General features: G+C 37.4%; 17 protein-coding genes and 2 pseudogenes. 16 read left to right on the plus strand and 3 right to left on the minus strand.

The annotated features are described in order from the left end of the window. Nucleotides 1–433 precede the first annotated feature (433 nt). The 4 genes from ACE198_RS15735 (at nt 434) to ACE198_RS15750 (ending at nt 5,326) form a co-directional block, all read left to right on the plus strand. Nucleotides 434–2,299, plus strand: coding sequence for a sigma-54-dependent Fis family transcriptional regulator (locus tag ACE198_RS15735; RefSeq protein WP_251455830.1), 1,866 nt, complete (start codon nt 434–436; stop codon nt 2,297–2,299). Between the two features lie 209 nt (nt 2,300–2,508). Continuing rightward, entirely contained in the window at nt 2,509–2,901 is a 393-nt protein-coding gene (locus ACE198_RS15740) for a hypothetical protein (RefSeq protein ID WP_375376186.1), read from the plus strand. Nucleotides 2,902–2,916: 15 nt separating this feature from the next. After that, nucleotides 2,917–3,786 (plus strand): alpha/beta fold hydrolase, encoded by an 870-nt coding sequence (locus tag ACE198_RS15745; protein WP_251455826.1) that lies wholly within the window; start codon nt 2,917–2,919, stop codon nt 3,784–3,786. Nucleotides 3,787–3,916: 130 nt separating this feature from the next. Then, nucleotides 3,917–5,326 (plus strand): NAD-dependent succinate-semialdehyde dehydrogenase, encoded by a 1,410-nt coding sequence (locus ACE198_RS15750; protein ID WP_251456709.1) that lies wholly within the window; start codon nt 3,917–3,919, stop codon nt 5,324–5,326. A gap of 370 nt (nt 5,327–5,696) precedes the next feature. Here the strand turns inward: ACE198_RS15750 and ligD are convergent, their stop codons facing one another. Continuing rightward, complete coding sequence (gene ligD, locus ACE198_RS15755) at nt 5,697–5,897, minus strand: non-homologous end-joining DNA ligase LigD (protein WP_375376187.1); 201 nt, start codon at nt 5,895–5,897, stop codon at nt 5,697–5,699. A gap of 45 nt (nt 5,898–5,942) precedes the next feature. On the opposite strand from ligD, the pseudogene ACE198_RS15760 reads away from it, so the two are divergent. From ACE198_RS15760 to ACE198_RS15770, 3 genes and pseudogenes are all read left to right on the plus strand, one after another. Then, nucleotides 5,943–6,119, plus strand: a pseudogene (locus tag ACE198_RS15760) (phosphogluconate dehydrogenase (NAD(+)-dependent, decarboxylating)); the annotation flags it as partial. Between the two features lie 241 nt (nt 6,120–6,360). Continuing rightward, nucleotides 6,361–6,564, plus strand: coding sequence for a DUF3231 family protein (locus ACE198_RS15765; RefSeq protein ID WP_375376188.1), 204 nt, complete (start codon nt 6,361–6,363; stop codon nt 6,562–6,564). Between the two features lie 11 nt (nt 6,565–6,575). Next, nucleotides 6,576–6,728 (plus strand): annotated as a pseudogene (locus ACE198_RS15770) (ribose-5-phosphate isomerase A); the annotation flags it as partial. 54 nt (nt 6,729–6,782) lie between these two features. On the opposite strand, the gene ACE198_RS15775 reads toward ACE198_RS15770, so the two are convergent. Further along, on the minus strand, nt 6,783–7,772 hold the full coding sequence (locus ACE198_RS15775; protein WP_251455819.1) for an NADPH:quinone oxidoreductase family protein: 990 nt from the start codon (nt 7,770–7,772) through the stop codon (nt 6,783–6,785). A 150-nt stretch (nt 7,773–7,922) separates the two neighbouring features. On the opposite strand from ACE198_RS15775, the gene hxlR reads away from it, so the two are divergent. After that, the gene (gene hxlR / locus ACE198_RS15780) at nt 7,923–8,288 is read left to right on the plus strand and encodes a transcriptional activator HxlR (protein ID WP_098575191.1); all 366 of its coding nucleotides are present in this window, start codon (nt 7,923–7,925) and stop codon (nt 8,286–8,288) included. A gap of 588 nt (nt 8,289–8,876) precedes the next feature. Here the strand turns inward: hxlR and ACE198_RS15785 are convergent. Next, nucleotides 8,877–9,437 carry a MerR family transcriptional regulator gene (locus ACE198_RS15785; protein WP_375376189.1) on the minus strand — a complete coding sequence of 187 codons (561 nt, stop codon included), beginning with the start codon at nt 9,435–9,437 and terminating at the stop codon, nt 8,877–8,879. 386 nt (nt 9,438–9,823) lie between these two features. Between ACE198_RS15785 and ACE198_RS28035 the strand changes: the two genes are divergently transcribed. From ACE198_RS28035 to glgA, 8 genes are all read left to right on the plus strand, one after another. After that, nucleotides 9,824–9,982 (plus strand): YuzK family famiily protein, encoded by a 159-nt coding sequence (locus tag ACE198_RS28035; RefSeq protein WP_483870334.1) that lies wholly within the window; start codon nt 9,824–9,826, stop codon nt 9,980–9,982. 67 nt (nt 9,983–10,049) lie between these two features. After that, entirely contained in the window at nt 10,050–10,235 is a 186-nt protein-coding gene (locus ACE198_RS15790; RefSeq protein ID WP_375376190.1) for a hypothetical protein, read from the plus strand. 229 nt (nt 10,236–10,464) lie between these two features. Further along, nucleotides 10,465–11,613 (plus strand): cell division protein FtsZ, encoded by a 1,149-nt coding sequence (gene ftsZ, locus ACE198_RS15795; protein ID WP_375376191.1) that lies wholly within the window; start codon nt 10,465–10,467, stop codon nt 11,611–11,613. Nucleotides 11,614–11,938: 325 nt separating this feature from the next. Continuing rightward, nucleotides 11,939–12,205, plus strand: coding sequence for a hypothetical protein (locus tag ACE198_RS15800; RefSeq protein WP_098575195.1), 267 nt, complete (start codon nt 11,939–11,941; stop codon nt 12,203–12,205). Between the two features lie 125 nt (nt 12,206–12,330). After that, nucleotides 12,331–14,265 (plus strand): 1,4-alpha-glucan branching enzyme, encoded by a 1,935-nt coding sequence (glgB, locus tag ACE198_RS15805; protein ID WP_375376192.1) that lies wholly within the window; start codon nt 12,331–12,333, stop codon nt 14,263–14,265. Continuing rightward, on the plus strand, nt 14,213–15,343 hold the full coding sequence (locus ACE198_RS15810) for a glucose-1-phosphate adenylyltransferase (protein ID WP_251463429.1): 1,131 nt from the start codon (nt 14,213–14,215) through the stop codon (nt 15,341–15,343). The genes glgB and ACE198_RS15810 overlap by 53 nt, the downstream gene beginning before the upstream one ends. A 30-nt stretch (nt 15,344–15,373) precedes the next feature. After that, the gene (locus ACE198_RS15815; RefSeq protein WP_098575198.1) at nt 15,374–16,390 is read left to right on the plus strand and encodes a GlgC family sugar phosphate nucleotidyltransferase; all 1,017 of its coding nucleotides are present in this window, start codon (nt 15,374–15,376) and stop codon (nt 16,388–16,390) included. Between the two features lie 6 nt (nt 16,391–16,396). Next, nucleotides 16,397–17,836 (plus strand): glycogen synthase GlgA, encoded by a 1,440-nt coding sequence (gene glgA / locus ACE198_RS15820; protein ID WP_375376193.1) that lies wholly within the window; start codon nt 16,397–16,399, stop codon nt 17,834–17,836. Nucleotides 17,837–17,896: the final 60 nt, after the last annotated feature.

Raw genomic sequence — 17,896 nt, forward strand, 5'->3', positions numbered from 1 at the left:
TATAGACAAAATAATCTAACAATTAATACTGTAAAATTTACTTTAAAAATCCTTTTTGATACGATTTGTTCAAAGGAAGTGGATTCTATTAATTTTGGTATGATGAAAGGAAGACTCGAGGGTCGTCCTTCAACATCAAAGAATAAACTTGATTATGCCTTTATCTTAAAGCGGAATGGTTCTGGATGAAATAGCTGATAAAATGGCATTTTTATGATGAAAATTTATAGAAAGCTTTAATGAGAGATCTTTAAAATGTAAAAAAAACCCTTCCCGATACTAGAAAAGGGCTTTATCCATATTCGTTAATATTCGGTTCACATCAAAACAAGAAACTTTTTTTTTGAACCTTATCAAGGCTATTGGATCTGGTAAATATATACATTGACTGTAACAGGATATAAAAAATTCAGTTTTGCGGAGAGGAATATATATGACAATGGCAGATGAGAATTGGACACAGTTTGTTCTTGAGGGAACTACTAATATCAACGTAAGAGAAGAAATTTTAGATTCGTGGAATAGGTGTAAGCAATTGGGCGTTTCCTATGAAAAGGAAGAAATTTTTTCACATCTTAAACAAAGTGATTTTGTAAGCAGACAACAAAAAAATTTCGACCTGATTAACGCCGCAGTACCAGTTATGGAGGAATTTTGTAAACGTTTAAAAGGGGGAGGATACCTTCTTTTGCTTGCGGATGCAGATGGATATTTATTAGAAGTGATGGCCGATCATAAATCACAAAAATTAGCTGACCGGTCCGGAATATGTCCTGGGGCACGATGGACAGAAGAAAATGTTGGTTCTACAGGATTATCAATTGCGCTTAGAACACGGACTGCTATGGCTACTTCAGGGAATGAGCATTACTGTTTAGCTCTTCGGGGCTGGGATTGTTCTGCATGTCCTATTTTTGTTGATGGAGTTTATATAGGAACATTTGACGTTTGCCGCATAGGTCCCAAAAATGATTTGAAAGAGTTATATACACTGGCAGGTGCCGGTGCTCGTGCCGTTACGGAAAGATACCAGTTTAATAAAACAAAAATCAAAGAACAGGTTTTATCAAGTGTATTAACCGACTACGTTAATAAGTTGAACGAAAAAACAGGTATTATTTCGTTTGATAAAAATGGTATTGAGTTATTCAAAAATAAGCCGGCTCAAGACTTTTTAATGTTGTTTGAAAAAAACAAATTTGATTTGAAATCAAAAGAAAAGAAAATATTTAGTAATTTTGATAATGGTTCGGTATTGAATGAAATTGAAGTGGATGGGAAGAAATTTGCTATCGATTCAGAAGTAATATTGAGTAAAGACAAACAGTTAGCTACCGTCATATTTATACATCCCAAAACAAAGTTAACTTTACCCAATACTATAGTAAACCCCGATTATTTTGCCTTTAATACTAAAAATGAAGCTTTTGAGAAGACCATACAAATGGCTGTAAAGGTTTCAAAAAGTGATGCAAGCATTCTTATACAAGGGGAAAGTGGAGTAGGGAAAGATTATATGGCTCGTTTTATTCACAATCAAAGCAAAAGAAGGGACTATCCTTATACCGCAATTAATTGTGCAGCATTGCCGCGAGAACTAATTAGTACAGAGTTATTTGGTTATGAAGGCGGGGCCTTTACAGGTGCTAAACTCAAAGGGAATCAAGGGAAAATTGAAGCGTCTAACAAAGGCACAATATTCTTAGATGAAATAGCAGATTTGCCATTAGATTTACAAGCTACTCTTCTTAGAACTTTGGAAGAGAAACAAGTCATAAGGGTTGGCAGTACTACACCAATTCCAGTTAATGTACGTTTTTTAGCTGCTACAAATAAAAATATGAAAGAACTAGTTGAAAAAGGGGAATTCCGAGAAGATCTTTACTATCGCTTAAACGTGTTTAATATAAAGATCCCTTCTTTAAGAGAACGAATCGAAGATTTAGAAAGTATTTTTAATACCATGTTGTTCAAAGCTTGCGAAAAAGCGCAACGAAAAAAAATCTCCCTCACTGCAAAAGCAATTAGTTTATTTCAACAACATACATGGCCGGGGAATTTAAGGGAACTCAGAAATGTAATTGAACGAATTGTTTATCTACACGATGAAGATACGTTCGATTCATTTCATGCACATGAGTTTTTAAGAGCAGACCAATCAGCTGAAAAAACTAGTGAGCGTGAATATATCACATACATTCTCCACAAAACGAATGGCAATCGTACTGAGGCTGCAAAGGAAATGGGTATATCTCGCAGTGCTTTGTATCGGAAAATCCAAAAATATAGTATCGAATAAATGGTATATATACTGTTCACTCGTCCGAACATAGACCGGTCAAATATACACGATATGAAGGCGGAATCTTGTATTAAAAAATGAACAGGACTGTTCTAATCTGCTTTTTCCCTCTATTTTGAATACTATAATTAATTGGCATGGTAATTGCATTAATAAATAGTGTAGCCGCTTATAAGGCTAACAATTTCATAAGGGGGACAAGCAATATGCATGTTGGAACAATAGAATGGATGGGTCAGTTCCAGAAAACGGTAAACAATGACCAGGAACTTAATGTTATTGGAAAGTACTTCACTACAAAATTCCTTTGGCAGATTGGCCCAAAGAGTTACGTGATTGAAGTTTTAGAAGGAAAAATTAAGAATATTATTTCAAATCCAACTCCACTCGAACCTTGGAAATTTGCAATCCGTGGAACAGAAGACGCTTGGGTGAAGTTTACTCAGCCGACTCCACCTCCAATGTATCACGAATTATTCGCTGCCATGTTCCAAGGTAACTTACAGATAGATGGCGATATCAAGGAGTTAATGGCAAACCTACGGGCAATGACTCGCCTTCTAGATGTAACAAGAGAAGTTCAACTTACAGTAGCATAAAAAGGAGGATGAAAAATGAGTAAATTATCTACGGTTAAAGGTCGTTATGTTTACGTAAATGTACAAGATGTTGAATACAAGGTTTACTTTGAGGAAAATGGCCGAGGTATCCCTCTTGTTTGTCAACATACGGCAGGTTCTGATAACCGCCAGTGGCGCGGACTTTTAGAGGATGGAAACATAACCAAAAATTTCAGGGTTATTGCTTATGATTTACCACGTCATGGAAAATCAGATCCTCCACATGCTGTTGAGTGGTGGAAGGAAGAATATAAACTTACTACCCAGTGGTTTCTTCAATTTGTTAGAAGTTTTTGTGAGGAGCTTGAACTTGAAAATCCTGTATTCATGGGAAGTTCGTTTGGTGGAAATGTAGCCCTGCAACTCGCTCTTGAATACCCGGATTACTTTAGAGCAACCATTCCTGTCGAAGGAGCCGATTATACTCCAGGCTATTTCGTGGATTGGTGGAACCATCCTCATACGCATGGCGGAGAGGTTTGTGCATCTGGGACCTGGGGTCTTATGGCGCCACAAAGCCCTGAAAAAGATCGTCGTCTAACATGGTGGTATTATAGCCAAGGAGCACCAGGTGTTTTTAAGGGGGATCTTTATTTCTATAGTGTTGATCATGACCTTCGTGGAAAACTACACCTAATCGATGCTGAAAAATGCCCTGTATATTTAATGACAGGTGAATATGATTACCTATCTACTCCTGCGGATTCAAAACGTACTGCCGATCAAATCTCTGGAGCAAAATTTGTGGAAATGAAGGGAATCGGGCATTTTCCAATGAGTGAAAATTATGAGGTATTTGTTAAATACTTAGAAGAAGTTCTTCAAGATATCTTAATGAAAGAAAAAGCATTAGTAATAAAATAGACCGTCAAGTTTTGTTTGATATCATACAGGGGAGGCGCTAAGTCGTCTCTTCTGTTATTTTTTATCCTTTTATAACAGATGACAAGTATTTAAGTAAAAAGGAGACGAAAGAAGGATGAAACATTACAACATGTACATAAACGGCGAGTGGTTTAACACCCGTAACGTATTAGAAGTGGAAAATCCCGCCACAAAAGAAATCATTGCGTCAGTTCCAAATGGTGGGAGTGACGAAGCAAAAATTGCAGTAAATGCGGCACATGCAGCATTTTCTACGTGGTCGAAAACAACAGCATATGAACGCAGTGAATACTTAAAAAATTGGTTTACTCTCATCGAGCAAAATCAAGAAGAAATTGCTAAAACGATGACGATGGAACAAGGAAAACCATTAAAAGAAGCACTAAGTGAAGTGCAGTATGCCAATAGTTTTTTATCATGGTATGCTGAGGAAGCTAAGCGTGTATATGGGGAAACGATTCCAGCTTCTCATTCACATAAACGCCTGCTTATTCAAAAACAGCCAGTTGGCGTTGTCGCAGCGATTACGCCTTGGAACTTTCCTGCGGCTATGATTACAAGAAAAGTAGCCCCGGCATTAGCGGCTGGTTGTACGGTTGTTGTTAAACCAGCAGAATCTACTCCGTTAACCGCTTTGCTATTAGCGAACTTCGCACACGAAGCAGGTATCCCCAAAGGGGTTATCAATGTGGTTACAGGAGATCCGAAAGAAATCGGAAATGTTTGGCTAGATGATCCACGTGTAAAGAAGATTACCTTTACCGGATCTACGGAAGTGGGGAAATATTTGATGAGGCGTGCAGCAGATACCGTGAAAAAGGTTTCGCTTGAATTGGGCGGTCATGCTCCGTTCATTGTTATGTCTGATGCCAATATCAAAAAAGCGGTCGAGGGCGTTATTCAATCAAAATTCCGAAATGCAGGTCAAACATGTATATGTACAAATCGTATTTATGTGCAAGAAGGCATCGCTGCATCATTTATACAAGAGTTCGCTGCAGCAGCTGCGTTATTAAAAGTCGGTAGCGGCTTTGAAGAAGGTACTGACATCGGTCCGCTCATTAACTACAATGCAATAGAAAAAGTGAAAAGCCATATCTCTGATGCAGTCGATAAAGGCGCTGAAGTATTAGTAGGGGGCAATCAGCTTGTTGCAAAGAACGGCTATTATTTTGAACCAACGTTGTTAAGTGGGGTAACAGATGAAATGGATTGTATGAAAGAAGAAACATTTGGACCGCTTGCACCGATTACGACCTTTAAAACGGAAGAAGAAGTGATTGAGCGTGCAAATAACTCTCCTTATGGATTAGCTGCATATGTATATACTGAAAATCTTGGATGTTCGATTCGTGTAAGTGAGGGCTTGGAATTTGGAATCGTTGGTGTGAATGACAGTATTCCATCTGTTTCACAGGCACCATTTGGTGGATTAAAAGAAAGCGGCTTAGGACGTGAAGGCGGCCATTACGGTATTGAGGAATTTTTGGAAGTAAAATACATTTCAATAGGCATATAATCTGAGCGAAAAAAATGATCTTAAATGTGCCCGCTGTGCGCCTTAGTTCTCAAAACGTTAATTGTGGAGTTTTAAAGGCTCTCAACCGATTTGGTTGGGGGTCTCTTTTATGACTTAACACTGTTTTTGACCAGCTAAAGTTTGTTTTTTTCAATAAATCTAAGAATATCATTTTTAGAGACTGATTGTGTTTTTCTGTTGGTACTGGCTTAAACAAATCCCCCTTTTCTTGAATCCTTGTCTTCGTATTTAAAATGGTAAAATCCGTAGGCTTAATACCCGCTTCTACCTCTGACCAGGTAAGCGTTTGGCCCCATTTGCTTCCGAGTTGGCTCTAGCCGAGTAACCCCACCGGCATCGTCCGTCCACTCTATAGCTGCATGTAATCAAAATAAAGCTTGTTCCCCCTTTTGGAAACGACTCGTTCAAGAGTTACCTTTTGCGGCATTTGCTCTGCAAAATAATGTGCAACAAAGGTATTTATTTTTCTTGTTTGTTCGAATGTATGCTCTGGCTGAATAGGTATAAATATTTGCTTTCCTGAAGAACCTGATGTTCTTGGTACCGACATTAACTGAGTGATTCAAGAAGTTCCTTCTGCCTGATTGCTATCATGTCTTCTGGTGAAGGGAAATGGACAGTTGAAACAGCTTTAGATTTACAAGCAGCCACTCCTGTTATCGCAATGTCTCTTTTGATGCGTTACCGTTCATTAGACAGCGATACTTTTACAGGTAAAGTGGTAGCTGCATTAAGTACCGAATTTGGTGGACATGTTGTTGAAAAAAATTAACAAATTACATCTGTCACATTTAATAGAAAAAGAGTCAATAAAAATAGGTGAAGAAAAATAGCTCATTATTTGTGAAATGGTAATGAAAATAATGAATATGATGGTAGAGAAGGATGTGAAGTCCATGAATGTATTGGATGCAAAAATGATAAATACACAGTATGGTAAACGGAGGAAAATATAATAGGAACAATAGGGTTCCTGGAGAAATTACTTGGAATTACAATAGAAGACATTTTAAGTGCTCATATTGAGAGATCTCACTAGTTTCCGAAATAACCATTCAATGGGACAAAGAAGAGACTTAACGGCAGATTACGCACGAATGATTAACGAAGTTGCCTTAATTGCTGAAGATGGTATAAGTATAAATCTATTAATAGAAAAGGGATGGATGGAACAACCTCCCTCTGCCAATGATCACGAAAGTTTGGCAAAGAATTAGATCATGGGAACTATATTTTTGACTGCCAAATTCCTGAGCACGTTCAGCCTGAAATGTTAGAACGAATGCTTAACATGATACCGGGAGTCGTTGAAAATGGGTTGTTTGTTGGAATGACTGACTTGGTGATCACTTTAGATCAAGTAAAAATGTGGTCATGTTAAGTAGGTAAGAACATAAGAGAGAGAATTTGAGTCCCTCTCTTCTCTTATTTTTTTTTATATCTTTACAATGATTCTACCTCTTGCTTGTCCTTTTAAAATAGTAGGCAAGTTTTGAGGTAATTCTTTAAGTGTAATTTCTTTCTGTATAATTTCAGAAAGAGTAGAAGGTTTTAAATCGGTTGTCATGCGATTCCATAGTTCTTGCCGAACATCCATTGGACAATAAACAGAATCAATACCGAGAAGGTTTATGCCACGTAAAATAAACGGAAACACGGAGGTAGGAATGCTTCCTCCACCAGTTAAACCACTGACCGCAACAGAACCATTGTATTGGATTTTACTTAAGATGGATGCAAGTGTCTCCCCCCCTACTGGATCAACCGCCGCAGCCCATATTTGTTTATCAAGGGGCTTGATTTTACCGTTAAAGACATCTTCACGAGAAATAATCTCTTTTGCACCGATCTTATGTAAAAAAGTATGCTCAGAATTTTTACCAGTACTAGCGACTACTTCGTATCCTCTTTTTGAAAGCATGGAAACAGCTAAACTACCTACGCCGCCAGTTGCTCCTGTAACAAGAACTTTGCCTTTTTCTGGTGTTAAACCGTTATCTTCTAACCTTTGAATGGAGAGGGCTGCAGTAATACCTGCTGTCCCCAAAATCATTGATTCTTTCAACGTTAAATTTTTGGGTAATTGGACAATCCAATCACCAGGAATTCGGGCAAATTCACTATAACCACCATAATGGGAAACACCAATTTCATAGCTTGTTGCAATGACTTCGTCCCCTTCACGGAAACGTGGGTCTTGAGAGGATACGACTACCCCTGCTAAATCAATACCTGGAATAAAGGGATAGGTTGTAATGATTTTCCCATTCGGAATACTTGCTAAACCATCTTTATAGTTTATAGCAGAATAAACAACTTTGATTAAAACATCACCTTGAGGTAACTCATTTAAGGTAATATTTTTGACTTGAACAGAAAAATCGTTTTCATTTTTATCAATCATCAATGCTTTAAATTGTTCCATTTTTTTTAACTCCTTTCTTGAGCAGCAGAATAGAATTCTGTATTCACTGCTAATATATAATGTATGGAAGTATATTACAAGTACATACTTTTATTTTATATAGTGAAAAAAGTATACTGTGAGTTATAATAAATATGGAGGTGAAGTGAAATGTCACGAATGCAGGATAAGATGTTTAATTGTGAAAAAGAATTAACTCTTTCCGTTATCGGTGGTAAATGGAAGATGCTTATATTATGGCATCTAGGCAAAGAGGGAACGAAGCGATTTGGTGAACTGAAAGCTCTTATGCCAGGGATCACACAGAGAATGCTAGTTAATCAATTGCGTGAACTGGAAGAAGACTTGATTGTAAAACGCGAAGTCTATCCCGTGGTTCCTCCAAAAGTAGAATACTCCCTTACTGAGCAAGGGAGAAGCTTGATGCCGATTCTCGATGCTATGTATAACTGGGGAAAAGATTATATGGAAACAGCTGGGTTGAAACCTTTAGTAAGTCAAGAGTCGATTAGATAAATTTTAACTGGTAATCTAAGGTTGACTCCGGCCAAGGGAGGTCAACCTAATTTCATGATAATTTAATAATTATTTTTAGTATTTTGTAGTGCCTTGTTCACTTTAGAAAAAGTATAATAGTAATTCTTCTTTTTAGTATGGAAAAGAAAAGATAATTTTTTCCTAATAAAATAAGGTAGGGGAAACTAAATAAATTTTACAGTATAGTTTTTTTCACTATGTAATGAAGAAGTGCGTGTTCAAATTTTTCATTTCGCTATTGATAGGATTAAATGATTTTTACAAAGGATTGTATGCAAATGAGAGTATCAGCCGTTCGGTATTATCATCATACCATTAGCTCTTGAATCAAGGAAAAAGGTATTAGGTAGTAAAGGATTAATTTGGGGGATTGTTGTTATTTTTATAAGTGTAGTGACTGTGTATGAGCCAGGTGGGAAGGTCAAAATGCCGGAGCCGGCTAGTGCAAACAAGAAATCAACAACACCGGTAACAAGTGGAGGCGACTAATGCCCGAGATGAAAAAATTTTTCATTGCTGACATATACTTGTAAAAAGAAGCCATGCTTATCTTTAGCACGGCTCTTCTCATTTCCACCACTGCCACCATTTCTTTTGCTCTGCGGCTGCGATTTGCTTTCTTGTTTCTTCATCAATCATTAGCCCGCGTTCCTTCTCCTGGTGCTCCATCCGGTCTACATACTTCCATATTTGATTAATTTTCTCTTCTTGCTTAGCTTCCCGTACTGCCTTCTCCTTCAAAAGTTTGATTAATTCTACGTTTATTTCCTCCAAATGTTCTATACGATTCAATAGCTCATTAGTATTAGTATTAGTATTCTGCTCAGCATCGCCATCATTAATTGTCTGTATGGGCACTTCTTCCTTAAAGGTTACCGAATTATTTTCTTCATAGGCCAATGCCAGTACTGCTTCGACAGAACGGTCCATCGTCATACCCTCTTGTTTAGTGAATTCGATTATTTTGCGGAGGGTGAGAACATCCTTATCAAAATATGTTCTATGTCCTCTACTATTACGCTGAACGAGATACCCATGACCTTCCAAGTGGGTAGCATACTTCCGTAATGTAATTGCATCAATTCCAAGCAATTCCTGTACGTCACTAGGTGTATATATGATCGTCATAACACTGCACCTCCAATTTAACATTTCTATAATTCATTGAGAATTTCCTTTTATTTGTTAGAAAATCAATCTTCTGAACTATATAGATGTTTTCTTTATTTGATGGTCAACTCAGTCACTGATAATCAGTAATGGGAATTATAGGTTAAGCATTATATGGAAGGATATGGCTAAAAAAGTTAGAATGTCTGAGATATATTCTCGAGTTTGGATGACATTCCTTAATACAGCAAAATACACCGTTTTTTCGACTTTGTGTGACCCAGCATTCAATGATAAGATGAAACCTACATTAAAGAACAATTCGCCAAGTGAAAAAAACTGAAAGGAATGATTTTGTTATTAATCATTTACAATTAAGTTATACGAGCGAAATGGAAAAAGCGATGCGTAGTGCCCATGGAGTAGGTTATGAAGACTACAGTAGAGATCATACAGTGAGAATGAGAGTCGAAAAACGCCGTAAAAAGGACTATATTAGGTGTCGTAGAATGACTGCGGATTTAGACAGACTTACTCATTATAATAATCGCTTAAAGGTATGAATGAAAAGGGAAACCAATGTGAATAAACCACACTGGTTTCCCTTTTTTTACTTTTAAATAATAGGCTGTGTTAAAGATTAATGTTGATATTAACACTCTGTTTCTCTTCGTTCCAGGCACGAAGACTCCTGCGGGAGTACGGGGCAGGGGAGACCCCGCAGGAGCAAAGCGACGAGGAGGCTCCCCGGCACGCCCGCGGAAAGCGAAGTGCCTGGAACGGAAATCAAAAGACTTGTTTAACACAGCCAAATAATAAAAAAGAGAAGACAGTTTCAGTAATTGAAGGTGAGTTTTTTTTACTATTTTTTTATCAGATAAATAGGTGTATCTTAACTGGACAATATATTTATAGTTAAGTAGACTACAACTAAATCAAAAATGCCGCCTTTTTTTTCGATCTGGAAAAAAATTTTTGGTCTGCGATTATTGGAAAGCATCAGGAAAAATCCTGCCACCTAAATTACTATAGAGGAGAAATGAACATGTTAGAATTTGATACATCTATGGACCAACTCGCCACGATTAAAGTCATCGGTGTAGGCGGCGGGGGAAATAACGCCGTGAATCGTATGATTGAAGAAGGCGTTGAGGGTGTAGAATTTATTGCCGTTAATACCGATGCACAAGCTCTTCATCAATCAAAGGCAGCCGTCACAATGCAAATCGGTACAGCATTGACAAGGGGTTTGGGAGCAGGAGCAAATCCGGAAATAGGCAGAAGAGCTGTGGAAGAAAGTAAACAGCAAATCAAGGAAGTGTTGGAAGGCGCAGATATGGTTTTTGTTACAGCAGGAATGGGAGGTGGAACAGGAACAGGCGCAGCGCCTGCCATTGCTGAAATTGCCCGAAATCTTGGTGCCCTGACAATTGGGGTTGTAACACGTCCGTTTAAATTTGAAGGCAAAAAGCGTGCAACTAACGCAGAAAATGGAATTAGCGGTATGAGGGAAGCGGTAGACACCTTGATTATTATCCCTAACGATCGCTTATTAGAGATAGTAGATAAAAAGACACCGATGATTGAAGCTTTCCGTGAAGCGGATAATGTACTACGTCAGGGTGTTCAAGGAATTTCCGATTTAATTGCTGTACCAGGTTTAATCAATCTGGATTTTGCTGACGTGAAGACGGTTATGTCCCATAAGGGAACTGCGTTAATGGGAATTGGGATTGCCAAAGGTAAAGATCGTGCTGTTGAGGCTGCACAGAAAGCTTTAAATAGTCCATTACTTGAAACTTCTATTAATGGTGCTCATGGTGTAATCATGAACATAACTGGGGGGAATAATTTAAGTCTGTTTGAAGTACAGGAGGCAGCAGATATCGTTGCTTCTGCTTCTCATGAAGAATTAAATATGATTTTTGGTTCAGTTATAAACGAGAACTTAGTAGAAGAGATTATTGTGACGGTTATTGCCACTGGTTTCACTGAGAAAGAAGATATAATAATTCCAACAGCTACCCAGCCGTCAATTGAAGAAATACCCAATCCATATCAAAGGGAGCAACGAGTACAACGTAATCCAATCCACCGAAGTGAACCAATGCAAGATTATGACAGACACCCAGAACAGCCAGAAGAATCTCTAGATATTCCAGCGTTCTTACGTAATCGAAAAAGACGATTTTAATAATATAAAAAATCCCCTAGCGTTAGATATTCATATCTATCTAGCTGGGGATTTTTTTATTGTTAGTTTTAATATGGTGTGGGTTTTCATCGCCTCAAGTACCACATTAATGGTTTGAATTGACTCTGTCTGTTTACTTGCCAATACCATGCTCATTTCCCCTCCTGGAGCTTGAACGGAACGAATTAATACTTCTGTACTATTTCTATGATTAAATCTAATGAATATTGCGAATTTTTATGACTTTTATAACTCTTGTAATAATGCAATACCATTCTAGTATGTTATAATACTATCAAATTAAAATGAGGCGGGAGGGAATGTTATGATTATTCGAAGCAAAGCAAATGTGGAGCAGTTTTGTGAGAGATTTGGTGATTTGGCGAGCTGGGATGGTTCTAAACACTACATCGCCATAGAAGATGAAGAAAATAATGGAGTACTTACCTTTATGCAATATCCTGATGGTACACTGACTGCGCATAGGAAATACCAAACGTATTGGGATATAAAGGAATTCCCAGTTGATACTAAAGATATTTGGCGGTATAGAAAAGTAATAAATTATTTCTTGAAAAATACTGATAATTAATATAGGCGACTCTGATTTTTCGGAGTCGTTTTCATCTTCTTGCAAACTCTATTTGTTATGCATTAAACACTTCATTTATGAAAAACTACAAGAGAGCCAAAACATTGAAAGAAAGAGGTGAAAATGTGAATGTAACAAATCCTACAGATTATGAAGTACACCTTTTTCATGAAGGAAGTTTGTATGAAAGCTACAAAGTATTTGGTGCTCATCTTGAAACGCAAAAAGGGGTAAAGGGTACTCGCTTCACTGTTTGGGCTCCTCATGCTATTGAAGTTAAAGTGGTCGGAAACTTCAATAAATGGGATGGCAGCAATCATGGAATGTCTAAGCTCAATAACGAAGGAATATGGTCCATATTTATACCAGGCCTCCTAGAAGATGAAATCTATAAGTATCAAATTTATACAGCCGCCGGAAATACGTTCTTAAAAGCAGATCCCTATGCATTTTATTCAGAGCTCAGGCCTCATACTGCTTCTGTTATTTATAATATTGAAGGATATAATTGGAAAGATCAAAAATGGTTCGAAAATAAAAGAAAGAAAAGTGTTTACGAAGAACCACTTGCCATTTACGAGGTTCATTTAGGTTCTTGGAGGAAAAAGGATAAGGAAACATTTTATACATATAGCGAGTTAGCTGATGAACTGATTCCATACGTACTAGAGCATCATTTTACACATATTGAAATGATGCCTCTCGTTGAACATCCGTATGATCGTTCATGGGGATATCAAGGAACAGGATACTTTTCTTCGACAAGTCGATATGGCAATCCACACGATTTAATGTATTTTATCGACCAATGCCATCAAAATGGTATCGGTGTTATTCTTGATTGGGTTCCTGGACATTTCTGTAAGGATGCCCATGGTTTATATATGTTTGATGGCCGGCCTGCCTATGAATATAAAGATGTATTTGTCCGAGAGAATGAGGTGTGGGGAACAGCAAATTTTGATTTGGGGAAAGGTGAAGTAAAAAGCTTTTTAATTTCTAACGCCTTATTTTGGATGAAATACTACCACGTTGATGGATTTCGTGTGGATGCGGTTGCCAATATGCTGTACTGGAATGCTGGGGGTATATTTCAAAAAAATGAATACGCTGTTTCCTTTTTACAAAGTCTGAATGAAGTAGTTTTTGAGACAGATCCTACAGTCTTAATGATTGCAGAAGATTCGACAGATTGGCCGCTTGTTACAGGACCTACTTATGAAGGTGGTTTAGGCTTTAACTATAAATGGAATATGGGTTGGATGAATGATATTTTGAAATATATGGAGGCGGAACCTCGGGATAGAAAGTATTTGCATGATAAAGTAACTTTCTCCATTATGTATGCTTACTCTGAAAACTTCGTCCTACCTTTCTCACATGATGAAGTTGTACACGGTAAAAAATCACTTTTAAATAAAATGCCGGGCGATTATTGGCGGAAATTTGCCCAACTACGCTTATTATATGGGTTTCTAATGGCGCACCCCGGTAAAAAGCTCCTATTTATGGGTGGAGAATTTGGTCAGTTTGATGAATGGAAGGATTTAGAGGATTTAGATTGGGAATTAGACGAATTTGAGATGCACCGCGTTTTACATCATTACTTTAAAGAATTGATGCAGTTCTACAAACGTACGAAAGCATTGTGGGAGCTAGATCATTCAAATGAAGGATTTGAGTGGATTGATGCTAATAACAAAGATCAAAGTATTTTCTCTTTTATAAGAAAAGGAAAAAAAGAAAGTGATCTTCTTATTATCGTTTGTAATTTTACCGAAATCGTATATGAAAATTTTAAAGTTGGGGTTCCATCCTACACCTATTACCATGAAATTTTTAATAGTGATGCGGTTTCCTTTGGTGGCTCTGGGCAAATAAATAAAAAGAAGATCAAATCCGTTGATAAAGCGTTTCATAACCAGACAAGTCATCTAGAAATGACTATCCCGCCTTTCGGTATATCCATCTTACGACCAGTGAAAACAAGAAAGGGGAGTAAAAGATATGGGAAAGAAAAAACAGTGCGTAGCCATGCTGCTAGCAGGCGGTCAAGGTAGCCGATTGAGTGCACTAACAAGAGATAAAGCAAAGCCGGCGGTTTCATTTGGAGGGAAATATCGAATTATTGACTTTCCATTAAGTAACTGCACAAACTCAGGAATTGATACGGTTGGAGTATTGACTCAGTATCTGCCCCTTGTATTGCATACTTATATTGGAATTGGAAACGCCTGGGATTTAGATAGAATTAGTGGCGGCGTTACCGTTTTGCCTCCCTATTCGGAGACGGCAGGTCTTAGGTGGTATAAAGGTACGGCGAACGCGATTTATCAGAATATAAATTATTTAAAACAATACAATCCAGAATACGTCCTCATTCTGTCTGGAGACCATATTTATAAAATGGATTATTCTAAAATGCTCGATTATCATATTGATAAGGAGGCAGATGTTTCCATCTCTGTCATTGAGGTGCCTTGGGAGGAAGCAAGCCGTTTTGGGATTATGAATACAAATGTGGATTTAGACATTATTGAGTTTGAGGAAAAACCGAAAGATCCAAAAAGTAACTTAGCATCGATGGGAATATACATTTTTAAATGGCCGGTTTTAAAAACCTTTTTAGAAATGGATGATAAAAACCCTGAATCATCCAATGATTTTGGCAAGGATATAATTCCACTACTACTCGAAGAAAAGAAAAAGGTTGTGGCTTATCCATTCAAAGGTTACTGGAAGGATGTTGGGACTGTAGGCAGCCTGTGGGAGGCGAATATGGACTTATTAAAAGAGGAAACGAACTTGGATCTTTATGACCGGAATTGGAGAGTCTACTCGGTTAATCCAAACCATCCGCCACAATATATCGCACCGACTGCTCACATCGAAGAATCATTAATAAATGAAGGCTGTATTGTAGAAGGGACAATTAAGCATTCCGTTTTGTTCCAAGGAGTTACAGTGGAAGAAGGAAGTGTAATCCATGACTCTGTGATCATGCCAGATGCCCGAGTCGGGAAAAATGCGGTGATTGAGCGCGCTATTATCGCTCCAGGAATGAAAGTGGAGGACAATGCCGTAATTCGCCCTTCAAAGAACAGTGATGCCGTCATATTGTATGCGGAGGAAGATTAGTTAAAAATTCAGAAAAGGAAGGGCGATTCTATGCCGTGCTCAATGCTTGGAATTATTAATGCAACTAATGAATTTGACACGTTTAAAAACCTAACTGCTCATCGGTCTCTCGCATCACTTCCCTTTGCCGGCCGATATCGATTAGTCGATTTTATGTTATCAAATATGGTGAACTCAGGCATTACGAATGTAGCTATTTTTACGGGAAAAGAAGTCCGTTCACTGATAGATCATTTAGGATCCGGTAAACAATGGGACTTGGACAGAAAGCGTGATGGTCTGTTTGTCTTTTCTCCTGAGGGCACTTCTAGAATCGAGCGATTTGGTTCCTTTGCCCATTTTGCGAAAAATATTACTTATTTTTTACGAAGTAAACAAAAATACGTAGTAATTACGAATTGCAATACAATCGGATCCATTGATTTTTGTAAAATATTAGATCACCATATCGAAAATGAAGCAGATATTACTGAAGTTTTTCATAATGGACAATCGCTGCAAACTTACATTTTGGACAAGAATTTATTACTCTCTCTGTTTGAACAATACAAAAATCAAGGATATTACACGATTTTTGATGTTATACATGATAAACGTCATAAATTTAAAATTAATATGTATGAATGGGCTGGCTATATTACCACAATTGACTCTCTCCAAAGCTACTATCAAAATAGTTTAGATTTGCTGCAGCCAACCGTATGGAAGCAGGTTTTTACTAAGAATGAGCCAATCTTTACGAAGGTAAAGGATGAGCCGCCAACACAATATAAAAATGCTGCAAAGGTTACGAACTCGATGATTGCAAATGGTTGTATTATTCAAGGAGAAATAGATAATAGTATTCTTTTCCGTTCGGTTAAAGTTGGAAAAGGAGCTGTGATTCGTAATTCTATTATTATGCAGAAGTGTCAAATAGGAGAGAATTGTATTCTAGATAGTGTAATTTTGGATAAGGATGTCAAGATTGATAATGGTGTACAATTGGTAGGTACGAGAGAGAAACCCTACCTAGTAGAAAAAGGGAAAGTCCAAAAGGGGCGTTGAGAATACGTGAAAGTTTTATTTGCAGTATCAGAGTGTGTTCCGTTTGTCAAAACAGGGGGCCTTGCGGATGTAGCGGGTGCACTTCCTAAGGCGTTAAAAAAATTAGTGACTGAAGTACGTGTTATTTTACCAAATTACAGTTTAATTCCTGAGAAACTTAAAAATTTATTTCATTTTCAACAAGCGATAAATGTACAGTTAGGATTTCGCAGTCAATACTGCGGTATCCTAACTGCTGAGCATGATGGAATAACCTATCATCTGATTGATAACGAATATTATTTTTTTCGAGATTCCTTATATGGTCATTATGATGATGGTGAACGATTCTCATTTTTCTCTAAGGCCGTTCTAGAGTGTATTCCGCATCTCGATTTCATTCCAGATGTGATCCATTGCCATGATTGGCATACAGGAATGGTAAATTTTGTACTAGATGCTAATTATCGTCATATACCAATGTATAAGGATATTAAAACAGTCTTTACGATTCACAATTTACAATTTCAAGGGATTTTTCCATATGAGGTGATGAGTGAGCAGCTAGGATTAGGCCATCAATATTTTAATAGTGAACAACTTGAATTTTATGGGAATATTAGCTTTATGAAAGGTGGTATTATTGCATCTGATATTGTAACCACTGTCAGCCCCACATATAAAGAGGAAATTCAAAATCCATATTTTGGGGAAAGACTTGACGGGTTATTACGAAAATATAGTCATAAGCTAATTGGAATTGTAAATGGAATTGATGATACAGTGTATAATCCTAAAATAGATCGTGATATTGCTCTACCTTATGACCTCGAATCCCTAGAAGGCAAAGTGGAAAATAAACAAGAATTACAGCAATATTTTGGGCTGCCAGAAAAAGAAAGTACGCCAATCATTGCCATGGTCACACGCTTAACAAGTCAAAAAGGCTTGGATTTAGTACTCCATGTATTTCAAAATATGATTCAGGAAGATATCCAATTCATAGTGCTTGGTTCAGGAGACCCTACATATGAAAACTTCTTAAAGCAAATGGCACATAAGTATCCGGATAAAGTACGAGTATACTTGGGCTTTAATGAAACGCTGGCACATCAAATTTATGCGGGGGCTGATTTATTTTTAATGCCTTCACAGTTTGAACCCTGTGGATTAGGACAGCTTATTGCCTTACAGTACGGAACAATCCCCATTGTCAGAGAAACCGGTGGCTTAAATGATACCGTCCATTCTTTTAATGAATTTACTGGTAATGGTAACGGCTTCACTTTTAAGAATTTCAACGCCCATGATATGCTCCATACCATTAAAAGAGCCATTTATTTTTATCATCAAAAAGAATACTGGACTAACTTAGTAAAAAAGGCAATGGGTCAAGATTACAGTTGGTTGCAATCTGCTAAGGAATATAACGAAATTTATGAGGATTTACTGAAGGACATAAAATAATATACAAATAAATTATGAAACTTAAGGGAGACCAATGTCAATAAACATAGGTCTCCTTTT

It is taken from the genome of Neobacillus sp. KR4-4 (assembly GCF_042136325.1).
Classification (GTDB): Bacteria; Bacillota; Bacilli; order Bacillales; family Cytobacillaceae; genus Neobacillus.

Excerpts from the sequence above, each read along its gene's own strand:
- ACE198_RS15735 (WP_251455830.1), top strand. The coding sequence starts at position 434 with ATGACAATGGCAGATGAGAATTGGACACAGTTTGTTCTTGAGGGAACT.
- ACE198_RS15740 (WP_375376186.1), top strand. The coding sequence starts at position 2,509 with ATGCATGTTGGAACAATAGAATGGATGGGTCAGTTCCAGAAAACGGTA.
- ACE198_RS15745 (WP_251455826.1), top strand. The coding sequence starts at position 2,917 with ATGAGTAAATTATCTACGGTTAAAGGTCGTTATGTTTACGTAAATGTA.
- ACE198_RS15750 (WP_251456709.1), top strand. The coding sequence starts at position 3,917 with ATGTACATAAACGGCGAGTGGTTTAACACCCGTAACGTATTAGAAGTG.
- ligD (WP_375376187.1), bottom strand. The coding sequence starts at position 5,897 with ATGTCGGTACCAAGAACATCAGGTTCTTCAGGAAAGCAAATATTTATA.
- ACE198_RS15775 (WP_251455819.1), bottom strand. The coding sequence starts at position 7,772 with ATGGAACAATTTAAAGCATTGATGATTGATAAAAATGAAAACGATTTT.
- hxlR (WP_098575191.1), top strand. The coding sequence starts at position 7,923 with ATGTCACGAATGCAGGATAAGATGTTTAATTGTGAAAAAGAATTAACT.
- ACE198_RS15785 (WP_375376189.1), bottom strand. The coding sequence starts at position 9,437 with ATGACGATCATATATACACCTAGTGACGTACAGGAATTGCTTGGAATT.
- ACE198_RS28035 (WP_483870334.1), top strand. The coding sequence starts at position 9,824 with ATGCGTAGTGCCCATGGAGTAGGTTATGAAGACTACAGTAGAGATCAT.
- ftsZ (WP_375376191.1), top strand. The coding sequence starts at position 10,465 with ATGTTAGAATTTGATACATCTATGGACCAACTCGCCACGATTAAAGTC.
- ACE198_RS15800 (WP_098575195.1), top strand. The coding sequence starts at position 11,939 with ATGATTATTCGAAGCAAAGCAAATGTGGAGCAGTTTTGTGAGAGATTT.
- ACE198_RS15810 (WP_251463429.1), top strand. The coding sequence starts at position 14,213 with ATGGGAAAGAAAAAACAGTGCGTAGCCATGCTGCTAGCAGGCGGTCAA.
- ACE198_RS15815 (WP_098575198.1), top strand. The coding sequence starts at position 15,374 with ATGCCGTGCTCAATGCTTGGAATTATTAATGCAACTAATGAATTTGAC.